We start from the raw sequence: 20,542 nt of genomic DNA, 5'->3' as shown, positions 1-20,542 counted from the left end.
ATCAAAATACTGAGAGTACAATAAAAGAATTCCAAAGAAGGAGTGAATTAAAATGCCATTCATTAGAGTCAGTTATCTGGAGCAACAATACGACAATCATCAGCTAGAAGGAATATGCAGAGCGATTATGAGCGCGTTAATTCAGCATTTCCATGTACCGGAGGATGATATGTTTCAGGTTTTTCATGCGCATAAAGCGGGGGGATTTTTTTATAGTAAAGATTATTTAAATATTGAACGAAGCGACGGACTGATATATATCCAAGTTACGCTAAAATCCGGAAGATCAACGGAACAGAAGAAAAGCTTTTACGCGAGGCTAGCCGAGGAATTATCGATGACGCTAAACATCAGAAAAGAAGATATATTCATTGTGCTCGTCGACACGGAATTCGAAGATTGGTCGTTTGGTAACGGTGTTGCTCAAATGCTACAACCTCCGGTTAGGGAGGTGTAATATGGCGCATCAGAAAATCGTCACAAATGTACGGGAATCGTTAGGGAAGTTCGCTCCGGCATTCGTCGACTACTCGGAAAATGTGTTATTTGGGGACTTATGGAGACGTGAGCAATTATCACTTCGCGATCGTAGCATGATTACGATTTCTGCTTTGGTGATGGGGGGCATGACGGAACAACTCCCCTATCATCTGCGCTTGGCTTTAGAGAACGGCTTACAACTTGAAGAAATCGTGGAGGCCATCACCCACCTTTCTTTTTATGTAGGTTGGCCGCGAGCCTCTTCAGCTCTAGAGGTTGCAAAGGATGTAATAGGAAAAAATAAATAACGTCTGACTTTTTCAATCCCATCCGTAACCTTTAGGAACTTCATTGGCACTTGTATATAATACGGAAGAAGGGAGCGGAGGACAGATGCTTCAGTATATCGAAGAGGCTAAACAAGGAGACCGACAAGCTTTTGAACAGATTGTTAGGCACTTTACACCGATGGCAAATGCAGTTGCGTTCGAAAAACTGCGGGACTATCAATTAGCGGAAGATGCTGTGCAGGAAGCTTTCACAGAAGCCTTTTTGCATTTGAATAAATTACGAGCAGTAGAGGCATTCCCGGGCTGGTTTAAAGCTATTGTGGTGCGGCAATGTTATCGTATCTTGCGAAGAAAGCAGCATCCTGCAGTACCTTACGATGAAGCTGCGCAAGCGACAGAATCTTCATTTTCTATAGCAGATGTTATTGAGAAAAAGGAAACCCAGCGGCTGGTTCACGAGTCTATAGCTGCATTAACGTCCAATATGCGAATTGCCGTTCAATTATATTATTTTCAAGGCTACTCACTACAAGAGATTGCTGACTTTCTGGGGACTTCGGTTTCGGTATTGAAGAAGCGACTTTTTGATGCCCGCCGCAAGCTGAAAGGTGCATTGCCTGTGGCAGATGTTCTTTCCGTATTCAACCATTTGTACGAAGGGGGAAAAGATGTGCTTCACATTGTAAATGGAGATGTAGTGGGAGAGAAGCTGCGGCAAGGAATCGTGAAAGGTGATGTACTAGTCTGGAGAGAGGTTTATTCGCATGGGCCGGTATTTTTGGATCCTGCCGATGGAGATAACCGTACCGTTCGAGCGCAATATTTGGAACAAACGATGGGGATTCCGCAGACGGAATTCATACAGGGCAGTGAGAGTCAGGAAAAAATATTAGCTGATTTTCATAAATATGAGGAAGTGGTGCTATGGTTCGAGCATGATCTATTCGACCAGACGATGCTGTGCTATTTGCTCCATTGGTTCTCGAAGCAGAAGAAGGGATCAACGAAGCTGAGTTTATTGTGCATTGGAGAGTATCCCGGCATTGAGCTGTTTCGAGGTCTTGGACAACTTTCCATAGAGCAGATGGAAACATTATCAGGCACATGGAAGCTAATCGGAGCCAAAGAACTAGAAGTAGCTCAATCGCTCTGGGAAGCCTATGTATCACCGAATCCAGAATCATTACAACAGCTACTAACTAAGGATACGTCCGCACTGCCATTTGCACATGACGCCTTCGTGGCGCATTTATCACGATTTCCTTCGACCTATAATGGACTTGGGATTGTTGAACAGATGACTCTGGAGATGATTCATAAGGGAATAAAATCACCCTATGAGCTATTCAAAAATGTGGGTGATAAGCTTCATATCTTGGGAATGGGCGACTTGCAATATTGGCATATCCTAAGAAAGATGGTACAAGGCACGTACCCTTTGCTGCAAACCCATGGGGTCAATGATTTTCCTGGTTATAACGATCCAGTAATGCCATTCAAAGACTGCAAGCTTGCATTAAGCGAGCTAGGCAAAAGTGTATTGGCTGGAAATGAAGACTGGGTTCAGAAAAAAGGAATCGAAGAATGGTATGGTGGGGTGCATCTGCAAGGATCGACTCCACGCTGGCGATGGAATTCTTCTTCGCAAACGATTCAATAATATAAAGATTGTAAGTTAGAGAAGGGGCTGTCTCAAAAGTAGTGAATGCTACTTAGAGGCAGCTTCTTTTCTTGAGAATAATTAGGGAAAAAATCCCTGAAAAATACTGATTTTTGCTTTAAATGAATGGAATTAGGGAATTTATCCCTAAAATCGGGGTAATATCTATACTTTTCAGCAAATCGGTCGAATTTTAGGGAGATATTCCCTGATTATCTATCGGAGGATCCACTTTCCCCTTCTTCAACCCATGGCGAGGAGGATCCACGAACGGAGTGTTGTTTCAAACTCTTTTCAAAACGTGAAGCCTGCCGCAGTTTTTTACTTCAATTATTATTCATAAACGTCTTATGATAGGCGTTACGGTATTGGGTAGGTGTCATGTTCTCGTATTTTCGGAAGAGGCGCATGAAATATTTATCGTCGGTGAACCCCGTCTCTGTCGCGATTTCTCTAACGCTGAGGGCGGTTCTAGTTAGCAGCTCCTTCGCTTTAGTCACACGTATTGAATGAATATACTCCAAAGGCCCCATCGAGGTATGTTGTTTAAATAGCCGGGATAAATAATCCTTGTTGTAATTGAATTTCTCTGCGATGATTGCCACCGTAAGAGGTTCGCTTGCATGTATTCTTGTCCACTCGGCTATTTTTACAAAGGTGACATCTTGCTGCGCACGGATTAGCTTACTGGCGAACGGCTGAAGTGCATGCTCAGATAGCTCAATTAAGAGTGAGGTCAATAAATAATTAACACTGGAATAGGTCAAATATCCTGAGTTAGCTACATGGAGGATTTGATTCGCCAGGATATGAATCCGGTCACTGTGCTCGATCTTTATGAACTGTGGTAGATATAGATCATGTACAGACCATAAGCGCTGTGTGCGCGAAAAGATTTTTTCCGCCTCAGGCTTCATTTCCTCCTCACTCAGTAATACCCCCTCGCTTTTCAGCTCGAAATGAAACCAATAAAACTTAACCCCGGGTCGTGATTCTCTATAGCCGACATGCGTGCGATTAGGCATAAGCAAAAGAGCTTCATCAGGGCCTACTTCGAAGCTTTTGGTCTCCTCATTTAAATATACCGTTTCGTTCACGCCAATGATTAGTTCGTAGTTCCCCATAACACGCTCCACATGCTTCCATGGTGTTTCTGAGATAAATTCACCTGCCGCTGTAAAATGAACAGGTACATCTACATTTATTTTTAAATAGGTCATGCGGTCCTCCTAGCAATCAATAAGTCGGGTTTGTCCACTATTTGTACGACTGATCTACCGACAAATCAAGGTTCCGATGTTATCTTATGGATACAAATATACACTTGTCATATCACCCTGACAAGATTGCGAGGGAGCGATTTCATTGAAGACGCAAGCTTTTGATTTGCAGAATGTACGCATTGATTCAGGTCCACTTCTCCATGCGATGGAGTTAAATACTGATTATTTACTCAAGCTTGAGGCAGATCGGCTACTGTCGCGTTTTCGCCAATATGCTGGCTTAGAGCCTAAGGCTGCTCACTATGAAGGCTGGGAATCTCAAGGCATTAGCGGCCATACGCTAGGCCATTATATCTCTGGATGTGCGTTAATGTATGCCTCGACAGGGAATGAAGAGCTGCTCACCCGCGTGAATTATGTAGTAGACGAATTGGAGCATTGTCAGGATGCGCATGGTAATGGCTTCATTTCCGGTATTCCTCGTGGCAAAGAGCTGTTTGAGGAAGTGAAGGTAGGCGACATTCGCTCACAGGGCTTTGACCTCAACGGTGGCTGGGTACCGCTGTACACGATGCATAAGCTGTTTGCGGGTCTTCGTGATGCTTATCGATTGGCCGGAAATCAGAAGGCGCTCGTTATTGAAACGAAGCTTGGGCTGTGGCTTGAAGATATTTTTGCAGGGCTGAATAAAGATCAGATCCAAGAGGTGCTGCGTTGTGAATTCGGCGGTATGAATGAAGTCCTCACAGATTTGGCAGAGGATTCTGGCGATGACCGTTTCCTCACGTTAGCTGAAAGCTTTTACCATGGAGAAGTGCTAAATGATCTTGCTATAGAAAAAGATACCCTAGCTGGAAGACATGCTAATACACAGATTCCAAAAATCATTGGAGCTGCTAGACAATATGAGGTAACGGGACAGGAGCATTATGCAGGCATCTCTCGCTTCTTCTGGGATCGGGTTGTGAATCATCATTCTTACGTGATCGGCGGCAACAGCTATAATGAGCATTTTGGCGAACCGGATAAGCTGAACGATCGATTGGGAGAGGGGTCATGTGAGACGTGTAATACCTACAACATGTTGAAGCTGACCAAGCATATGTTCCAGTGGGATGCTTATGCCGCATATGCGGATTACTACGAACGTGCAATGTATAACCATATCCTAGCTTCTCAGGAGCCGGTAGATGGACGTGTGTGTTATTTTGTATCCCTTGAAATGGGTGGGCATAAGTCGTTCAACTCCCAGTTTCAGAGCTTTACATGCTGTGTAGGCTCAGGAATGGAAAGCCATTCTATGTATGGCTCGGCGATTTACTTCCATAGTGAAGATGAGCTGTATGTGAATCAGTACGTACCTTCAACAGTGACTTGGAAAGAGCAAGGCATTAGTTTGAAGCAAGAGACCAAGTTCCCTGAAGAGGGACTAGGCACCCTGTGTATCAGCACGGAGAAACCAACTAAATTCACATTGAAGCTAAGATCCCCCTACTGGGCTGAGCAAGGCATGAGCGTTAAAGTAAATGGTGAAGACATTCAAGTGAATGTGGGCAAATCCAGCTACCTAGCTTTGGATAGAGTATGGCAGGATGGAGACGTTGTCGAATATGATATTCCGATGTCGGTAAGAATCGAGTCCATGCCGGATAATCCAAACCGAATTGCATTCCTCTATGGACCGCTTGTGCTTGCAGGTGATTTTGGACCTATAAATGCTGAGCTAGGCAGTGATCGCGCCCTTGCTTCTGTATTAATTGGAGATCGCGAGACGCTAACGGATAGCCTGATTCAGTCTAACGTTAGCAAAAATGTGTTCCGGATGAAAGGTTTAGGATATGCAGGAGACCATGAGCTTCGTCCATTCTACCCTATGTATGATCATCGTTATTCCGTGTATTGGGATTTGTTCACGCCGGAGGAGTGGAAGCTGATAGAAGTTGAATATCGCGAAGCCGTGGAGAATAACTTGCTGCTTGAACAGCTAACCGTCGATTCGGTACAACCTGCTGAAATGCAACCTGAACGTGACCATAACTTCGAAGGAGAGTATGTAGGCTTAGGCAAAATCTACAACCGCAAGTATCGCGATAGCTGGATCAATGGCTGGTTCTCCTTCACGATGGAAGTCTTGCCAGAGGAGCAAGTGGATCTGGTGGTCACGTATCTGAAGTCGAACGATACTTCGCTGGCATTCGATATTTTGGCGGATGGGGAGCAACTTGGTGTAGGCACTCTTGAGTCTGAGGAGATGAATAAGCTGGAGACGGTTCGCTATGAACTCCCGCAGACCATCACTAGCGGCAAATCAGCGGTTACGATCAAGTTCGCTTCACATGAAGGACATAAGGTGGGCCAAGTGGCAGGACTACGTATCGTCAAACGTAATTCTTGAAATATATGGATTAGAGAATTATAATAGGAATAATTCTTTTAATTGGGGTGAAATGGATGTCTTTCCGTATCGTTCGAAGTAACTAGTTATCGGGCTGGGTCAAACGCGTACCAGCTATCAAGGGGGGAGTCTGCCCTTTTGATTACATCAACTAGAGCTTTGAACGGTGCCATAGGCAGCTTTTTGTATAGAGCCAGGCACTTAACCTATTTAACTTTGAGAACCGTTTATTTGTGGATGGTTTTTAATAGTTGGATGATGGGCGTTGCCTGGCTTTTTTGCATTCAATTAAAAGATAGGGGATTAACGATATGTTGAAAAAGAGTCTAGCTCACCTGAAATGGTGGATATGCGGTTATATTTTATTGGGTTTTACTATTCAGCTGCTGAGTAGTTTAGGCATTGTGGTGTTTCAAAAAATATTAGACAAGGTCACGGTGATCAACAGCTTTGGTGAGATATTTAATTTAATCTTGGTGTACGGCCTTTTGCTGGCTGGGGTGGTGATCCTAAATTATGTGGATGAATACCCTAGTGTATATTTATCGAACAGTATAACGGAGAGGTTAAAGATACTTGCACTATCTAAAATATCCAAAATCGACTTTCAAGCCTATCAGGATATGGGCACAGGTCAGATGATTAAAGTGATCGAGAATGGAGCAGCAGCTGGAAACAGCATGATATTCTCCTTTTTCCTCAAAACATTACATGAGTTATTGCCCACTCTTCTGTTCAGTCTTATCTTTATCAGCTTCTATGATTTAAGGATCATGGTAGTGATTGCTGCTGGCTATGTGGTCGTCTTTTTGATAACGAATCTGCTGTTGAAATTTCTGTATGCGATGAAGGCGGCCATTCTAAAGGAACAAGAAAAGATGTCCAGATTCTCTATCCGTGGATTTATGGAATTAGTCGTCTTCCGAACGAACAAAAGATATGAGAAAGAGATCGATAAATTAAGCCAGACTGCACGCACTATCATTCAAAAAAATGCTCAGTTACAAATGATCCATGAAGCTTTTTTCGCGATATTCGAGTTGTTTGTCACGATTATTAAAGTCGTTGTTTTAATTTACGGTGTGAAAAGCATTGTCGCAGGTGAGACGTCACTCGGTGTTGTGGTCGCTTTGTTTATGTTTATTGATAAGATTTATTCGCCGATTGCTATCTTCAATGTCCTCTTTGTAGATTACAGACTGAATAGAGTGACCTACAAGAGATTTGAAGAGTTTATTCATGCCCCAGAAGATAAGAATCTAGAACGAGGAGAAGTTATCACTGAGATCCACGGTAATATTGAATTTAGGGATGTATCTTTTGATTATGGGCAAGTGAAGATCTTGAATAATCTATCCTTTTCGATTGCACGAGGAACGTCGGTTGCTATTGTCGGATTAAGTGGGGGCGGGAAATCAACTCTGATTAAGTTAATCGTAGGCTTATTAAAAAAGGACAAAGGTGAACTCTTATTGGACGGTAAGGATATCGATGAGATCCATCTGGATAGCTACTATGATCATATCTCTTACTTATCACAAGACACGCCGATTTTTGATGCTACAATTAGGGACAATATTATATTTGATGAGCATTCCTTGTCCGATGAAGCGCTGTATGAGATTTTGGTAAAGGTTCATCTGCAGGACAAGGTAAGCCAATTACCGGATCGTTTAGATACTTTGGTAGGTGAAAAAGGGGTCAAATTATCAGGCGGGGAAAGACAGCGTTTAGCTTTTGCCAGAATCATTGCTCAGAAAAGAAACATTCTAATTCTAGATGAACCTGTTTCTGCACTTGATAATATTACGGAGCAAAGCCTTATGGAGACTATTTTGCAGGAATTCAAGGACAAAACCATCATCATTGTTGCCCACCGACTGAATTTTATAAAAGACGTTGATAAAATACTGGTAGTGGATCAAGGTTCGGTCGTGGGTGAAGGAAAGTTTGATGATTTAATAGAGCATTGCGAAGCTTTTAAAGCGTTATGGAATAGAAAAATATCGTTTACAGATCAAGGGTAAATGGTTAGACTCTTCTAAAAAAGAGGTGCAGACTATGGCTTGGCCAACACATATTGTAGCGGCAGGTGGATTCGCAGAAAATGAACAAGGAGATATCCTTTTAGTAAAGACTCATAATGGTGGATGGGTATTTCCTGGTGGACAAGTAGAGGTCGGAGAGAACCTGATGGATGCATTAATTCGAGAAATTAAAGAAGAAAGTGGAATAGATGTCACGGTATCTCAATTGATTGGTGTGTATTCCAATACAGGCATTCATAAATGGTATGATGGTGTGACGGATGTTCCGACCAAGGTCATGTTTGATTTTATCTGCAAGCCCGTAGGTGGGGAATTATGTACCTCTGAGGAAACCTCTGAAGTGATGTGGGTGGCAAAAGAGAAAGTGCTGGATTGGATTACACAACCGGCTATTCGTACCCGCTATCAAGCTTATTTGGATTACGATGGGAATACGAGGTATATGGATTATGTAACTGGAGACACGTTTGAAGTTAATTTAGATCGAACGGTGTAAATAAATGTGATAGGCCATCCTGCAGAGGATGGCTTTTTAAAATATAAAAAAGTATAAGTTTCACGCGTCAAGGGCGTTTATGCTTGTTATGCTTTGATGCCCTCAAAGGCAGAGGTAATCAAATATTTCACAAAAGCTTCGTCCAGCTCATCCCCTGTGATCAGAAGCCGATAAAATATCGGTCCGTACAGCAGATCAATCGTGATCCCAATATCCAGATCCGCTTTTAATTGGCCCCGGGTCACCCCACGCTCCAACAACTGTCGTGCCTCTTGTCGGCGGGGAGCGAAAAACCTCGCACGATAGGCCTCAGCAAGGCCGGCATCAAATTGACCTTCGCCGATCAACTCAGTAATGATCTTTCCTTCTCGGCTGCGAAGAAAATTAGCCAGATTTGTGGCATGGATCATAATATCGTCCATGACCGAACCGGTGTCTGGCACTGGCAATCTTGCAGAGGCTGCAGAAAGGTAGCCGTCCATGACAACGGCTGCTTTGTTGGGCCACCATTTATAAATGGTCGCTTTGCTTACCTTAGCCCGCTCGGCAATTTTCTCCACAGTCACAGCACCAAATCCAGTCTCCAGTAGTAGATCATACGATGCTGCCAGAATAGAAGCCTCGGCTTCACTATTGCGCGGTCGTCCTCTTTTTTTATCCATCAGATATCCCTCCCGATTCATATATCCTTTGTCTGCCTTTCGATTCAAAAAAAGAAACTATACGTTCATTATACAAAAGGTTATATGAAGTAGCCAATCGCCTATTTACAAAACTGAACGTTCAGTATATATTTAAATCAATTAATGAACTGTGCGTTCAGTATTTAAAATCGAAGGGTGGAGATCTTATGAATCAAGGAAGACGAATGAATCCTGTAAGTTCAGTAAATTCAGTGAATCCTGCGAAGGAACATGCGGAAGGAAAGACGATCCCTGGATGGATTACAGTTTTACTGGCAGCCTCCTGTGGATTAATTGTGGCCAATCTGTATTACGCCCAAACCCTGATCGGACAGATTGCCCAAGCTACCCAGCTTTCTTCTGGAGCAGCGGGTTTGATTGTAACTTTGACCCAGGTAGGATACGTTCTTGGACTTTTGTTCGTAGTACCGCTTAGCGATATTATTGAAAATCGCCGCCTGACAGTGGCGTCACTGGCTGTGGTGGTGGTGTCACTGGTAGCAGCCACACTGGCTCCGAATGCGGCGATCTTTCTGGGAGCGTCTCTGTTCATTGGCCTCGGTTCTGTAGCAGCCCAGATTCTTGTGCCATATGCGTCTTTTCTGGCTGCTGAAGAGCAGCGCGGCCGGGTGGTCGGTAATGTAATGAGTGGGCTGCTGCTCGGTATTATGTTCGCCCGGCCACTGGCTAGCTTTGTCTCTGGATTGTGGGGCTGGCATGCGATTTATGCTATATCCGCCGTAGTGATTGCCTTATTAACACTTCTATTATCCCGTGTGCTGCCGCAGCGCCAGCCTGTGCCTACCATGAATTATGGCGGATTGATCCATTCTCTAGGTACTTTACTGAAGAGTACGCCAGTGTTGCGCCGCCGGGCGATTTATCAGGCTAGCCTGTTTGGAGCTTTCAGCCTGTTCTGGACGACGGTCTCTTTGCATCTGGCCGATACGTATCATTTAAGTCAGCAAGGTATTGCCTTGTTTGCGCTAGCCGGTGTGGCTGGGGCTATCGCTTCTCCTATCGCTGGGAGATTGGCTGACCGGGGCTGGACCCGCCCTTTGACCGGACTTGCGTTTGTGCTGGCAGCTGTGGCTTTTCTTCTTGCTTACTTGTTTCAGAATGATTCAAGAGTGACGCTCGGATTGCTGGTTGCAGCAGCTATTATGCTGGATATGGGGGTATCGGGTAATCTGGTGCTTGGACAAAGGGCAATTTATTCCCTTGGCAACGAGGCGAGAGGACGTTTAAACGGATTATTTATGGCGATATTTTTTGTAGGCGGAGCCGTTGGCTCTTCACTAGGCGGCTGGGCATATGCGTACGGGGGCTGGAGTCTGACCAGCTTGATCGGTCTGGCGCTGCCGATCTTGGCTTTTCTGTACTATTTAACGGAGAAGAAGCAAGCGTAAGGCGTTCCAATAAAGCCGGTACTTACAAACTTACAAGGACTGCTCTCCGGGCTGGATATAGTCAGCCTAGAGAGCAGTCCTTTTTTAAAAAATGCTACATCGTATAAGGATTTTGGCGAATCATTTGAATAAGGTTTGCCGCTGAGGCGGATAATGGTTCATTTTTTCGCGTACAGATCGCAATGCTGTTCTTCAGATGTATGCCTTCAACATAAACTCGGCATAACTCTCCACGTTCAACATATTCGCGAACAACGAGTGAAGAGACGAAGTTGGCGCCATACCCGGCGATAACGGCTTGAATCGCTTCATGAAGTCCGTTAAATTGCAAAGAGATCGTGGGAGCTGGCGTATTATATGTACGGCATAACGATAATAATCTCTCTCTCGTCGAACTCCCTTCCTCACGCATGACAAAGGGCTCCTTCATCATTTCGGATAAAGAAATTCGCTGATGTGCATAGGGGTGATGGGGTGCGACCACAAACCATAACTCATCCTGAAATAACTCTTCTGTCCGGATCGTATCTGGATAGGCTTCGGTAATCCCTCCGTAAATCGCCATATCCACGTCTACATTTAACAGCTGCTTCAGGGCATCGCTTGAATTGGTGGTAGTAATCACCATTTCCACTTGCTCATATTGTTGCTTGAACTTTGCGATCCAGGTAGGGATAAGGAAATGAGCAGGCAAATACGTCGCGGCTAGGCGGATACTTCCATTCGTGCCGTTAACATAATCCTGAGTGAATTGTTCGATCTGCTGTTCGACAGCGAACAGTCTTTTCGCGAGTAGGGCAAGCTCTTCACCCGCATCCGTTAAAGCAATTCCTCTACCTTGAGGCTTGAATAGAGCGAAGGATAGTTCCTTTTCGAATTTCTTGATCTGAGCCGTAATCGCAGGCTGACTGATATTTAAAGTTTCTGAGGCGCGTGTCACACTTCCTGTCGATGCGATTACATGGAATAAGCGCAAGGCGTGTAGATTCATGGTTAAGCTCCTATCTGTTATCGTTTAATTCATATATAAAATATATATTTTCGGTTTAAAGATATATTATATTTATGATTATAACTGATTTACAATACAGGTATGAAGTTGAAGTTGAAGTTGAAGTTGAAGTTGAAGTTGAAGTTGAACTTGAATCTTTAGTTAGGGAAAAGGAGTAACGAAGAGGAGGTTTGGAACTGTAGGAGCGTAGCGTTCGCCTTTGTCTCCGGATTTCAACCTCTAGTATTGGTTATATAAAGGAAATCTGGAGACAACAGCGACCGGAAGTCCAAACACTCCTCGTAGTTACGATCGAACCCTAATTGTGGAAATGAAAATTTTAATTCAAAGGAGAAGTGATAAATATGAATCAAACGACTACATGGGATAAAGTCGATCAGTACATCACAGAGCGCTTAATTCCGCAGGACTCCGTGCTGGAGGAAGTGTTGTCCGCGAATCAACAGGCAGGGCTGCCGCCCTTTGATGTCTCACCTAGTCAGGGAAAATTCCTTAACCTATTGGTTCAAATGAAAGGTGCACGCCGGATTCTGGAGATTGGCACTTTGGGTGGGTACAGTACAATTTGGATGGCAAGGGCGCTCCCATCTGACGGACATATCGTTACCTTGGAGCTAGATCCATCGCATGCTCAGGTGGCTGGGGCCAATTTTGCGCTTGCTCAAGTAGATGATCTGATAGAACTTCGTATAGGCGATGCTTTGGGGCAATTGTCTCAGATGAAACAAGAGGGTGTGGAACCCTTTGACTTTATATTCATTGATGCCGATAAACCCAACAACCCTAACTATTTACAGTGGGCGCTTCAATTTTCCCGGCCCGGTACGGTGATTATAGGCGATAATGTGATTCGTGAAGGCGAGATCATTAACAAGAATAGCAAAGATCCTCGTGTAGTAGGCGTACGGGAATTTTATGATCTGTTGGCTGAAGAGCCTAAGATTTCGGCTACTGCCATTCAGACAGTGGGAAGTAAAGGGTACGATGGTTTCGTATTGGGGATTGTGAATAGCTGATATATGTATTGCAATATCCAACAATTGTAATATAATCTATTGAAAATCCAATAGTGAGAGGTACTTTCTATGCAACCTACATTTGAAACACAAAGGTTAATACTAAGACCGTTTCAATCCACAGATGCAAGTAAAGTTCAAGAGCTTGCTGGGGATATAGAAGTAGCTAGAACAACGCTATCTATTCCTCATCCATACCCTGATGGAGCGGCTGAATCTTGGATTGGTGCCTGTAGGAAAAGCGCAGACGAAGGGGAAGGATTTCCTTTTGCTTTAATTAGTAAAGAGAGTAATACCTTAATAGGCTGTATGAGTCTAAATATAGACAAATCGCATAAAAGAGGTGAGCTTGCTTATTGGGTAGGAACACCTTTTTGGGGAAATGGCTATGCGACTGAGGCAGCTAAGCGATTAATTGATTTTGGATTTGAAGACCTCGCATTAAATAAAATATGGGCAGCGGCAATGACTAGAAATCCTGCCTCCTCTAACGTTATGAAAAAAGCTGGAATGAGATTTGAAGGGGAATTTAAACGGCATATTTTAAAATGGGATAAATTCGAGGATATAGTCTTCTACGGGTTAACTAGAATTGAATATGAAGATAGGAGATAGAGGTATGATAACAACAAGGGGTTCCTAAGCCATGCTGGCTTGTGGAACCCCTCTTTGTTTTAAAGCGACTCTTTAATCACTTTTTTATAATAGAACACGGATAGCACTGCAAAAATCGAATACAAGGCGGTGTATAGCAGCATCACCAGAATCATCGGTGTCATGAGCTCTGTACCGAAGAAGAACCATCCTGATTTTACGGCGAAGTAACTGTGAAGCAATCCAATGACTAATGGAATCCCAAAATTAAATAATTGTTTCGCCTGAATCCCTCTAAGCAGATCCCCTTGCGTGAAACCAAGCTTTCTGAGGATCGTGTAGTTGGGCTTTTCATTCTCACTTTCATCCATTTGTTTAAAGTAAAGAATGCATCCAGAGGTAATCAGGAAGGTTAGCCCCAGAAAGGCCACGATAAACATGATAAGTCCCATAGTTTGCTTTTGATTGTTCTTCGTCTCCAGTTGAGAGTCGTATTTGCTGTCCTTTTTAAATTTCATGCTCTGAAAAAGCTCATTAGCTTGTTCAACGCTTGACCGATCCTTCATATCGATGCCGATATTAAGAGAGGACTTTCTTTGAAGGGCTGGATCTAGATCCTTCTTTAAGCGTTCAAAGGTCGTACCGTCTACAATAGCAAGGGGTAACCCTCCACCCGTGAAATAAAACAAAACGGGGGCTTCTATATCAATTCTTTTATAAAACTGCGGAATGACTTCATGTTGTCCCTTGAATTCAATGCCACCCTGGTCCTTCATAGAAATCAGATTCTCCATTGCACTACTTGTCTTCGTAAAATAGGCCTCATCCGGGGATAGATCAATGCCCTCAAGAGAATTTTCACTAATGACAGGGAGAGTCATATTCTTCGACATCATACCGATTGCCTGGGGATTGTTACCTAGTAGTTTCTCCACATTTACATCTACCTGAATGACTTCGGTTATTTTTTCCGTAAACATCAAATTTTCAGCCGTTAATGCCTCTTTAAATTGTTCAGCATCCTGGACATCCGTAAGAATAAAATCTGACGGAACATAGAGCTTCGCACTTTTCTCAGCAGAGTAGAACGAAATGTAGCTCAAGGATAATAAACCTAGCGCCAGTGCCGATACCGTTGTAATAATGGTCAGTAGTACGGCGTTTGATTTCATTCGGAACATAATGGAGGAGAGAGACAACACCTCTTTGATATTCAGATATCCGTTTTTCTTTTTGCGAATGAGATGAAAGATAAAGCTTACAGAGCCTTTATAAAAAAGATAAGTCCCAATGATAACTGAAGCCAGAATAGTGATCATGGCTATAGATAACTCAGTCATTGATGTTAAGTCTCCACTAAATAATCGGGATGAAATCGAATAGCCAAGCAGAATCAATCCAATCCCAGCGATCCCTATAATCATTTCAAAGAAGGACAGCTTTTTCACGTTGCCTTCTGTGGTTGAGGTCACCCGGAATAAGGATAGAATGCTTTGTCTTTTAATAAATCCATAATTCATCAGCATGATCAAAAGATAGATTACAAAGAATACGATCAGCGTTTGAACCAGGGCAGGTGTAGAAAAACGAAGAGATGCTATCGCATCGATCCCCATTATTTTAAAAAGAATCATGAGAATTAACTTTGAAACAGAAAAGCCTACGGCGATCCCTAAAACTAAAGAGCCGAAATATAAAATGAAGTTCTCTGCTGAAAGAATTCGAAATATTTTACCTTTGGTCATCCCGATTAACTGGAACAGGCCAATTTCTTTTCCCCGGCGTTTGATGAAGATAGTGTTTGCATATAACAGGAAAATGGATACAATCGCGACCAGCAAGACTGAGGCAGCCTTGATTGCTGCGCCACCTTTGATCGAGCCTTCTACCGCATCCATCGAAGGATCGTATTGCAATGTAACAAAGGCGAAATATAAGGCCACACTAAAAACGAGAGCAAATACATACAGATAGTAATTTCTGATGTTTTTTCGCAGATTTCGAAGCATCAGTACATTAATGCTCATTCTGCACACCACCCAGTACACCTTGTGTTTTTATGATGTCATTAAAGAAGACTTGTCTTGATTGTTCTCCTTTATTTAATTGCGTATAGATCGTACCATCCTTTATAAAAATAACTCTACTGCAATAGCTAGCTGCCACTGGATCATGTGTAACCATAACGATCGTTGCTTTTCGTCTTTGATTTAGTTCACTCAGCTTGTTTAACAAATCAGAAGCAGATTTAGAATCCAAGGCTCCTGTAGGTTCGTCAGCAAAAATAATGCTTGGATCATGAATGAAGGCTCTAGCTGCAGAGGTGCGTTGTTTTTGACCCCCAGAGATTTCATTCGGGTACTTATTTTTCAACTCTAAAATCCCCAGCTCCCTCGCGACGTTTTCGAATTTCTCATTGGCAATTTTCTTAGGGGTGTTGGTAATGGATAGAGGTAACAGGATGTTTTCCTTCACCGTCAGCGTATCTAAGAGATTGTATTCTTGAAAAATAAATCCTAAATGATTTTTCCGAAATTCAGCTAATTGCTTTTCTTTCATATTAGAAATTTCAGTACCCTCAATGGTAATCGATCCGTTGCTGATCTGATCAATTGACGAGAGAACGTTAAGCAGGGTGGTCTTTCCTGAACCGGAAGAGCCCATGATCCCAACAAATTCGCCTTCTTCTATAGAAATATCCAGTCCACTCAACACGGATTGTTTGTTTAACTTATTTCCGTAGCTTTTATGAATTTTAGTGGCTTCAAGAATTACCATAATGATTCACTCCCTTTTTATACTCGTTCTTTTTGTATAGCTTTATTATAAAAGGCTTTGCCGTTCTTATCCTTCGATTGCCCGAACAAAATAAAAAAGCATGTGACATTGTTGTCACACGCTTGAGAGCTTTACAAATTCATTTTTAAGCGGAAAGGTTAAAGTGAACGTCGTCCCTGATCCGGGCCTCGATTCAACTCCGATGACGATCAACAAGGATTGCGCCGCTTTTTTGGCTAAATATAATCCCATACCTGTGGCGGCATTGTCGCGATGCACGGTAGTGGAAGTAAATCCTCTATCAAATATCCGAGGCAAATCCTTTGGATCTATCCCGCGCCCACCATCCTTCACCTCAAGAACGATATGCTCAGCTTGCTGATAGCTACTCACTATAATATCTGAAGCCTCACTATATTTTACGGCATTGGTTAGTAGTTGTCGGATAATAAAAGCCAGCCATTTGGCATCACTAAGCACTTCAGCTACGTCCAAGTTCAGCTCAAAGCCGATTCCCTTCTGAATACACCAGGATTGCAACGTCTTAATCTCCCCGAAAATAAGCGTTTCTAAATCGATATGTTCTATATATAGATCATTTTCGATAAAGGGAATTCGCCTTTGATGTAGCTGTTGATCCAGCAGAAGATGTATACGCAGCCATTCATAGGTCAGATGTTTCCTCATTACATCATCTTCGATTCGCTCCATCATTAGATGCATCGCTGTCAGAGGGGTCTTCACTTCATGAATCCACGATAATAGTTCATCTTTTTCCTGTTCTAACGTCATTTGATTGTTCGAGGCAGCCTGTTTTAACCATTTAGCTTGATTGATAATGCTCTCTTCAATAATATGCTCAAACGGGCTTTCGGGGGTGGCGATACTCGTTACATCCAGATCATCATCTCGCTCAACCAAGCTTTTATAGAACCTGGTTTCTCTGGGATAGCGAAGGATTAAGAACATCACAAAAAAAAGCATCGACAAGGAGACCAGATAGAGAACTGAAGAGAATGGGATTGATGAATCCATATAGGTGACAAAAAGTATAAAAAGATTGGTAAAGAGGACTAGTAGGATCCAGCTACTTCTTTCCAAGAGATACTTTTTAATCATAGTGCTTCCTCTTCGATGGCCATATACCCTTGTCCTACTTTCGTTTCAATGAAAACACCTAATCCAAGCTCATCCAGCTTCTTTCGCAGCCGGTTTACGTTGACGGTAAGGGTGTTGTCACTTATAAAACGTTTATCATCCCACAAGCTATTGATTAATTCCTCGCGGGTGACGATTTTATTTTTTTTCTCAATAAGCAATTTCAATATAAAAATCTCGTTTTTCGTAAGCTCAATCGATCCCATATCATGCGTCAATACATTTCTCTCGTAATCCACGGTTGCTCCGCACCATGTCTTGAGCTCAAGGTTATCCGTGTTGTAATTGTAGACGCGCCGAAGAATCGCTTGTACTTTGGCAATGAGTACATCGAAATGGAAGGGCTTTTGAATATAGTCATCGGCTCCAAGCTGCATCGACATTACCATATCCGTAGGATGATCCCGGGATGATAAGAAGATAATCGGAAGGTTGGAGTGGGAACGAATCATTCGGCACCAATGAAACCCATCAAATTTAGGTAATTGGATGTCGATGATGACTAAATCAGGTTTGATCTCTATAAATTCCTGCGTGACATTGCTGAAATCTTGAATGCCATACACATCATAAGACCACTGAGTAAGTCGTTCCTTGATCTCATTAAACAGCGTTGAATCGTCTTCGATTAATAATAGCTTGAACAAATGCTTCACCACACTTTTAGTTAGCTTTACAGCATTTTAAATAATACATCCTGATAATGCTTAAACTCTTTGGCTTCATTTAGATTAGGACATGTCCTTAAGGATAGTAGAGCACTTTCGATTAAGAACTGTCTCGGTTCCTTGTTGTTCATGATTTCTTCCTGGATAAAGTATAACAGCTTTAGATAATTAGTGAGGTTCGCATCACCAGTTGTAAATGATCTCTCTATTACTTTTTTTAAGCTGATGGTCGCAAAGGATAAATCATTATTGAAAAAATCACTGTATTCCGCTGCGGGTAATAATTTGCCCACATGCTCTGGTGAGATGAGTTGAATGCCCATTTGACTTACTTCTTCAACAATGGTTTGGATAAGCGTAGTGCAATAATCAATGATTTGCTTAGAGGTGATGACTTCATTCATAGCACTGTTGATTTGTAGCATATTTTGCAGAATTCCGGTAAAAATGATGGCTCCGTCCAGTAAATAGGGTTTCTTATCCTCAGGGAAAATATGAAGGAAACGTTCATGTACCCAGGTAAGGAGGCTGAACTTTGTTTTTTTGATAAACGTTATTAAGTCTGGGTCATTGGAGACCAAAGCATCTTCTACGAGCTGTAACAATTTATTTTTCTTGTTAATTTTCATGACCAGCTGAACCTGCTCGGCAAATATCTTAATGTCAGAGGGATCTTGACCAATGAGCAGTGAATTTCGCCCTTCTTCCAGCTGAATGTGAATAGAAGTGAATACAGCCTTAAAAAGATCCCCCTTGGAAGGAAAATAGTTATAAAAAGACCCTTTGGAGATCCGACTATGATTCAAAATATCCTGAATGGATGTGGCGTGGTAGCCTTTTTCAATAAATAATTCATGCGCTTTATGAACCACTTGCTCTTTTCGTTTATTTATCATCTGAGGTGCCCCTTTAAGCTGAACTCTTTGTTCCAATATAGACTAGCGTATATTTCCACTTAATACAATTTCAATTTTAAATGATTTTTGTCTTGCCAAGCGAGAAATAAGGGAGTAATATATTCTACACTGGATTATAACATGAGTTCAAAATTGAACCTTTAGTATGATTATAGAATGGAGGATTCCAAAATGAAAGCAAAAGAAAGTAAAGCGTCTTACGGGATATTGGCAATCCTCATGATTGGTGCATTTGTTGCTTTACTGAGTAATACCCTACTCAATATAGCTTTACCATCGATTATGAAGGATTTTAATGTCAGTGCCTCAACGGTACAGTGGCTATCAACGGGCTATATGCTGGTGAACGGGATCATGATTCCTTCAACAGCTTTTTTGATTCAAAAGTATACCGCGAGACGGTTGTTCTTAATTGCGATTGGATTATTTACGATAGGAACCTTTATCGGCGGATTAGCACCAAGCTTCCCTGTGTTGCTGATCGCCAGAATGGTTCAGGCTTCAGGGGCTGCAATCATGATGCCATTATTAATGAATGTATTGTTCACTACCTTTCCACCTGAGAAACGTGGTTCAGCTATGGGGATGTTCGGGTTGGTTATGATTTTTGCACCAGCTATCGGACCTACATTATCTGGATGGATTATTCAGCACTATGAATGGCCTGTACTATTCTTTATGATTGCCCCAATCGCTGTATTGGTGTTCATTCTGGCCTTCTTCAAATTGCATGATCCTAAAAAAGATGTGGCTATTAAGATCGATTTCTTATCTGTAGTTCTATCAGCGATTGGTTTCGGGGGTCTCCTATACGGCTTCAGTTCTGCTGGGAACAAAGGATGGGATGATCCAATGGTCTACTCCGCGCTTATTATCGGAGCGATTGGATTAGTGATCTTCATTATGCGCCAAATGAAGATGAAGGAGCCTATGCTTAACTTCAGAGTGTACAAATATCCGATGTTCGCTTTATCCTCAGCGATTTCGATTACACTGAATATGGCAATGTTCTCAGCGATGATGCTAATGCCGATTTACCTGCAAAATATTAGAGGGATTTCACCACTGGATTCGGGACTTCTAATGTTGCCTGGTGCGTTAATTATGGGTGTTATGTCACCAATCACAGGTAAATTGTTCGACAAATTCGGCGGTAAGGTATTAGCGCTAATCGGTCTAGCGGTTGTAGTGATTAGTACGTATTTCTTTAGTGATCTGACTGAAACGACTAAATATTCGACACTCATGATTCTATACTCTGTGAGAATGTTCGGGATCTCTATGGTGATGATGCCAGTTATGACCAATGGTTTGAATTCTATCCCAGCCAAATATACGCCGCATGGTACAGCTATGAACAGTACGATTCAGCAAGTATCAGGGGCGATAGGTGGGGCACTGCTCGTAACCATTATGTCTAACAGTACCACTTCACATGTGAAAGATATGGTCGCTGATGCTGTAAGTAAATTAACGGCTAAACCTTCGGCAGACCAATTGCTTGGTATACAAAATCAAGTCATTGCGAAAGCTACTATTGAAGGAATTAATGATGCATTCTTAGTATCTGTAGGCGTAGCGATTATTGCATTTATTCTAGCCTTCTTTATTAAAAGAGGTGTACAGCCTAAGGAAACGGCAGAAGAGAAAGTGACTGCAAAGAAAGTAGCTGCTAAGCAGGTTACAACGCATTAGTTCTACGAGATTTGTTATAT

18 protein-coding genes are annotated in these 20,542 nt (G+C 42.4%); 10 read left to right on the top strand and 8 right to left on the bottom strand.

Annotated features, from left to right (window positions below; all coding sequences use genetic code 11):
• Positions 1-52: 52 nt before the first annotated feature.
• The 3 genes from MKY52_RS07200 (at position 53) to MKY52_RS07190 (ending at position 2,430) form a co-directional block, all read left to right on the top strand.
• Entirely contained in the window at positions 53-457 is a 405-nt protein-coding gene (locus MKY52_RS07200) for a tautomerase family protein (RefSeq protein ID WP_076285149.1), read from the top strand.
• A gap of 1 nt (position 458) precedes the next feature.
• A complete protein-coding gene (locus MKY52_RS07195) occupies positions 459-788 on the top strand; it encodes a carboxymuconolactone decarboxylase family protein (protein ID WP_341050671.1) in 330 nt (109 codons plus the stop codon).
• Positions 789-873: 85 nt separating this feature from the next.
• Complete coding sequence (locus MKY52_RS07190) at positions 874-2,430, top strand: sigma-70 family RNA polymerase sigma factor (RefSeq protein WP_341050670.1); 1,557 nt, start codon at positions 874-876, stop codon at positions 2,428-2,430.
• 326 nt (positions 2,431-2,756) lie between these two features.
• On the opposite strand, the gene MKY52_RS07185 is transcribed toward MKY52_RS07190, so the two are convergent.
• Positions 2,757-3,650, bottom strand: a complete 894-nt coding sequence (locus MKY52_RS07185; RefSeq protein WP_341050669.1) for a helix-turn-helix transcriptional regulator — start codon at positions 3,648-3,650, stop codon at positions 2,757-2,759.
• A 145-nt stretch (positions 3,651-3,795) separates the two neighbouring features.
• Here MKY52_RS07185 and MKY52_RS07180 point away from each other — a divergent pair, with 145 nt between their 5' ends.
• The 3 genes from MKY52_RS07180 to MKY52_RS07170 all read left to right on the top strand — a co-directional run bounded on the left by MKY52_RS07180 (position 3,796) and on the right by MKY52_RS07170 (position 8,592).
• Positions 3,796-6,048, top strand: coding sequence for a beta-L-arabinofuranosidase domain-containing protein (locus tag MKY52_RS07180; RefSeq protein WP_341050668.1), 2,253 nt, complete (start codon positions 3,796-3,798; stop codon positions 6,046-6,048).
• 311 nt (positions 6,049-6,359) lie between these two features.
• Positions 6,360-8,075 carry an ABC transporter ATP-binding protein gene (locus tag MKY52_RS07175; protein ID WP_341050667.1) on the top strand — a complete coding sequence of 572 codons (1,716 nt, stop codon included), beginning with the start codon at positions 6,360-6,362 and terminating at the stop codon, positions 8,073-8,075.
• Between the two features lie 34 nt (positions 8,076-8,109).
• Positions 8,110-8,592, top strand: a complete 483-nt coding sequence (locus tag MKY52_RS07170; protein WP_341050666.1) for an NUDIX hydrolase — start codon at positions 8,110-8,112, stop codon at positions 8,590-8,592.
• Between the two features lie 86 nt (positions 8,593-8,678).
• Here MKY52_RS07170 and MKY52_RS07165 read toward each other — a convergent pair whose 3' ends face one another.
• Positions 8,679-9,254 carry a TetR/AcrR family transcriptional regulator gene (locus MKY52_RS07165; RefSeq protein WP_341050664.1) on the bottom strand — a complete coding sequence of 192 codons (576 nt, stop codon included), beginning with the start codon at positions 9,252-9,254 and terminating at the stop codon, positions 8,679-8,681.
• 188 nt (positions 9,255-9,442) lie between these two features.
• On the opposite strand from MKY52_RS07165, the gene MKY52_RS07160 reads away from it, so the two are divergent.
• Positions 9,443-10,684, top strand: a complete 1,242-nt coding sequence (locus tag MKY52_RS07160) for an MFS transporter (protein WP_341050662.1) — start codon at positions 9,443-9,445, stop codon at positions 10,682-10,684.
• A gap of 94 nt (positions 10,685-10,778) precedes the next feature.
• On the opposite strand, the gene MKY52_RS07155 is transcribed toward MKY52_RS07160, so the two are convergent.
• A complete protein-coding gene (locus MKY52_RS07155) occupies positions 10,779-11,675 on the bottom strand; it encodes a LysR family transcriptional regulator (protein ID WP_341050660.1) in 897 nt (298 codons plus the stop codon).
• A 365-nt stretch (positions 11,676-12,040) separates the two neighbouring features.
• Here MKY52_RS07155 and MKY52_RS07150 point away from each other — a divergent pair, with 365 nt between their 5' ends.
• Both MKY52_RS07150 and MKY52_RS07145 read left to right on the top strand, forming a co-directional pair.
• Complete coding sequence (locus MKY52_RS07150; protein ID WP_076285158.1) at positions 12,041-12,712, top strand: O-methyltransferase; 672 nt, start codon at positions 12,041-12,043, stop codon at positions 12,710-12,712.
• 69 nt (positions 12,713-12,781) lie between these two features.
• Positions 12,782-13,327 (top strand): GNAT family N-acetyltransferase, encoded by a 546-nt coding sequence (locus MKY52_RS07145; RefSeq protein WP_341050657.1) that lies wholly within the window; start codon positions 12,782-12,784, stop codon positions 13,325-13,327.
• Between the two features lie 59 nt (positions 13,328-13,386).
• On the opposite strand, the gene MKY52_RS07140 is transcribed toward MKY52_RS07145, so the two are convergent.
• From MKY52_RS07140 to MKY52_RS07120, 5 genes are all read right to left on the bottom strand, one after another.
• The gene (locus MKY52_RS07140; RefSeq protein WP_341050655.1) at positions 13,387-15,333 is read right to left on the bottom strand and encodes an ABC transporter permease; all 1,947 of its coding nucleotides are present in this window, start codon (positions 15,331-15,333) and stop codon (positions 13,387-13,389) included.
• On the bottom strand, positions 15,323-16,084 hold the full coding sequence (locus tag MKY52_RS07135; RefSeq protein WP_149646232.1) for an ABC transporter ATP-binding protein: 762 nt from the start codon (positions 16,082-16,084) through the stop codon (positions 15,323-15,325). Before MKY52_RS07135 ends, MKY52_RS07140 begins: the two co-directional genes overlap by 11 nt.
• Positions 16,085-16,198: 114 nt before the next feature.
• Positions 16,199-17,203: a sensor histidine kinase gene (locus MKY52_RS07130; protein ID WP_341050653.1), complete on the bottom strand. Its 1,005-nt coding sequence runs from the start codon at positions 17,201-17,203 to the stop codon at positions 16,199-16,201.
• On the bottom strand, positions 17,200-17,889 hold the full coding sequence (locus MKY52_RS07125) for a response regulator transcription factor (RefSeq protein WP_341050652.1): 690 nt from the start codon (positions 17,887-17,889) through the stop codon (positions 17,200-17,202). The genes MKY52_RS07130 and MKY52_RS07125 overlap by 4 nt, the downstream gene beginning before the upstream one ends.
• 26 nt (positions 17,890-17,915) lie before the next feature.
• The gene (locus MKY52_RS07120) at positions 17,916-18,806 is read right to left on the bottom strand and encodes a TetR/AcrR family transcriptional regulator (RefSeq protein ID WP_341050650.1); all 891 of its coding nucleotides are present in this window, start codon (positions 18,804-18,806) and stop codon (positions 17,916-17,918) included.
• A gap of 192 nt (positions 18,807-18,998) precedes the next feature.
• Between MKY52_RS07120 and MKY52_RS07115 the strand changes: the two genes are divergently transcribed.
• Positions 18,999-20,522, top strand: coding sequence for a DHA2 family efflux MFS transporter permease subunit (locus MKY52_RS07115; RefSeq protein WP_341050649.1), 1,524 nt, complete (start codon positions 18,999-19,001; stop codon positions 20,520-20,522).
• The last annotated feature ends 20 nt before the right edge of the window (positions 20,523-20,542 follow it).

This window comes from Paenibacillus sp. FSL P4-0184, from assembly GCF_038004625.1.
Taxonomy (GTDB): Bacteria; Bacillota; Bacilli; order Paenibacillales; family Paenibacillaceae; genus Paenibacillus_AQ.
This window is presented reverse-complemented; position numbering and strand designations above follow the sequence as displayed.